The organism is Deinococcus sp. Leaf326 (assembly GCF_001424185.1).
Taxonomy (GTDB): domain Bacteria; phylum Deinococcota; class Deinococci; order Deinococcales; family Deinococcaceae; genus Deinococcus.
This window is the reverse complement of sequence record NZ_LMOM01000089.1, coordinates 1-2,877: the sequence shown is the minus strand read 5'-3', so window position 1 is coordinate 2,877 and position 2,877 is coordinate 1. Positions and strand designations below refer to the sequence as shown.

Below are 2,877 nucleotides of genomic sequence, written 5' to 3'. Positions count from 1 at the left end.
GGCAGCGGCCAGCTTCCGACAGTGCAAGGAGAGAGGTCCAGATCCTCGCCTGGACTTGCGGGATACGCTTCAGGACCTGCTCCCTGGGCACAGTGAGGAAGTCTGGAGCGTTCCCGCAGAAGCGCCGCCTTCGACTCCCAGGCGCGTCAGCGGGATGACAACAAATCTCCAAAGCAGCGCAGGCCAAACACTGAGGCCCCCTGTTCGGGTGAGTGTCGTCATCCTGGCAAGACATGGGGCGGCGTGGGTAGAGCAGGCCGTCCGCAGTGCCTTGGGACAGACCCTGAACGAGCTGGAAGTGATTGTGGTGACCGACAGGGCGGACCCCGCCGTGCGCGGGGCCCTACAAGCGCTGCGAGACGTCCGGCTGACCGTGCTTGATCTGGCCTCTCCTCTGCCTCCTGAGCACGCCCTGAATGCTGGGGTGCAGGAAGCGAGAGGAGAATGGATTGCGCTCCTCGACGACCGTGACCTCTGGCTCCCCGACAAGCTCGCCAAGCAGCTGGCCTGGAACCGGACGCCTTATGCGGACATCATCAGCAGCCGACTGATTCACCGCACAGCTCGGGGCGATGAGGTCTGGCCCTGGCGCTTATACGAAGGTGGAACCTTGCTCGGGGACTACCTGTTTGACCGAAAGGGACTGGGTGCTGGTGAGGCCATTCTTCAATGGTCGACCCTGCTGATCCGGCGCAGCGTCCTGTTGGCCCACCCCTGGCCAGCGGTTCCGAGATATCCAGAATGGGACTGGCTTCTCGAGGCGGTCGAAGTTCATGGCCGGTCGATCACGATGCATCCAGATCCTCTTTCCGTTTGGCGAGTGTCGGACACACCATCACCTTCAGCCGAGGACTCCTGGACGTGGCTGAATACTAGACGAGCCGTGCTGTCGAGGGGGGCGCAAAGCGGCTTTCTGGTGCTTCAAATCGCTCCGTTTTATGATGTTTCTCATTCCGCAGGAACGTTCTGGCAATTGTGCAGAGAATTGCAGCAGGTCAAGGCAGGGAGCCGACGTTGGTTTCAGTTCCTGACGATGTGGGTCTTGCCTCAAGAGAGTCGCCGACGGCTGCGGGCGCACATGCCGTTCTTCAAAATGGCCTGATGGTGTTCAGAGACAGGCCAGAGCTGAACGTTTTAGTGGTCGGTGAGAAATAGCCCGGGGCTAGACACCCGTCAAGGATTTCCCTGGACTTGACGAGTCTTCTGTGCCCTGGGCTGAAGCGGCGGCGCTTCAGATCCCATGACAGTTCGCAGCAGAACGAGACTCCATAACAGTTGGCGCGGGGTCCAGTGGTGGAGACCTCACGGAGACTCTGCACGGGGATACTTCATGAAGACTCAGGCGCAGTGGCCTATTCGAGTGGAGGCCGGATCACTGCAGCTCTTCCGTTCCCCACACACTGCGGCACCGCCGCAGGAATTTTCATGACGCGTCGCCACCCCTGGTTATCCTCAGCCCCGACCACGAGGATGTTTCTGAACTCATGACGTAGACGACCAATCTCGGCGAGACAACCCAAGGCTTCTGCCAAAAGCTTCCAATCCTAGGGTCTGCTCGACAGGAAGAGGGTGAGAAGAACAAAGCGCAAAACGCTAGCCAATCAACGGCGAGCCACTCTTACTCTGGCCTTGAGCCTGCTGAAGAAACAGGATCTGGTGCTCGAATACGTCCCTATTGAGGGGGCTTACTGAAAGAGGCGCTCCCTGACTCGTTATGACGGGGAAGGGGGCCGCGTGCTTCAACAAGCCAAGGCGCCGTGGATGCTCAACGGGTCTCGTTTTGCCACTTGGTTAAGGACAATAGGTCAGTACACTCCGCCGTTGAGAAACGGTTATACGAAGAAGCATGTTGCCTTCAGAACAGTTGGGCAAGTGGCGTCAGGTTCTGGGAGCAACGGACGCTGAGCTCTGGGCGACGACCCGCACCGTCGACAGTCTGCGCTCTGGGCCAACAGCCGCGACTCAATTGGTGCTGCTCAACACAGGCCCGGTCGCGTTGTACATCCGAGACATCGAGGTGAAGGGGTTGATCGGAGGAGCCTTCTTTTGGGACCGCCCTGGCGTGGTGGAACCGGAGGACTCCTGGACGGTGCTGGATAAGCGAAGTTTCGATGTCCTCATGGGGATGACACGGCAAGCAGGGCGGCGTGGGTTTGGAATGCAAGGGATCGTGCATGAAGTTGTAATTCACCTTGATCGGCCCAAGCCTCGGCAACTGGACTTTCAGGTGTCTTGGGGGTTTGCGACGCCTGAATACGATATGGGCTTCTTCGTCTCGGCGCATGGAGACAGCGAGGGCAGAGACGAGCGATAATGGATGTCTTGATGATCTAAAGTGCGTCTGAAAAACGTGCTGGTGCAGGTTTTTCCCGCACCAATAAAGGTGGACGATTGGGCTGAGGTGATGCACCTATGTCCCGATCTGCCTATCCCAACGATCTGACGGACGCCGAATGGCACGTTCTTTTCCCGCTCCTCCCTCCAGAAGCCTCCGTGGGACGTCCTAGGAAATGGTCGTTTCGGGAGATCCTGGACGGTATTTTCTACGTCCTGCGGGGCGGCATCGCTTGGCGAGCGATGCCTCATGATTTGCCTCCGTGGCAAACGGTCTATCACTCCCACCGTCTTTGGCGACTCCAGGGCGTCTGGGAGGCACTCCACACGATCCTTCGAGAATTGGTTCGTCAACGTGAGGGTCGCACAGCGACCCCCAGCGCCGCGATCATCGATAGCCAATCCGTCAGGACCACGGAAGCTGGCGGGCCTCGCGGATACGATGGGGCAAGAAAGTGAGTGGTCGGAAACGTCACCTGCTCGTCGACACCTTAGGGCTGGTCATGGCGATCAAGGTCCACGAGGCGGACATCCAGGACCGCA

3 protein-coding genes are annotated in these 2,877 nt (G+C 59.1%); all 3 read left to right on the top strand.

The window, feature by feature from the left end; genetic code table 11:
- The first annotated feature begins 55 nt into the window (after positions 1 to 55).
- The 3 genes from ASF71_RS21415 to ASF71_RS21405 all read left to right on the top strand — a co-directional run bounded on the left by ASF71_RS21415 (position 56) and on the right by ASF71_RS21405 (position 2,793).
- Complete coding sequence (locus ASF71_RS21415) at positions 56 to 1,102, top strand: glycosyltransferase family 2 protein (RefSeq protein WP_369815040.1); 1,047 nt, start codon at positions 56 to 58, stop codon at positions 1,100 to 1,102.
- A gap of 744 nt (positions 1,103 to 1,846) precedes the next feature.
- Complete coding sequence (locus ASF71_RS24400) at positions 1,847 to 2,314, top strand: hypothetical protein (protein WP_056303935.1); 468 nt, start codon at positions 1,847 to 1,849, stop codon at positions 2,312 to 2,314.
- A 98-nt stretch (positions 2,315 to 2,412) separates the two neighbouring features.
- A complete protein-coding gene (locus tag ASF71_RS21405; protein ID WP_235514683.1) occupies positions 2,413 to 2,793 on the top strand; it encodes a transposase in 381 nt (126 codons plus the stop codon).
- Positions 2,794 to 2,877 lie beyond the last annotated feature (84 nt).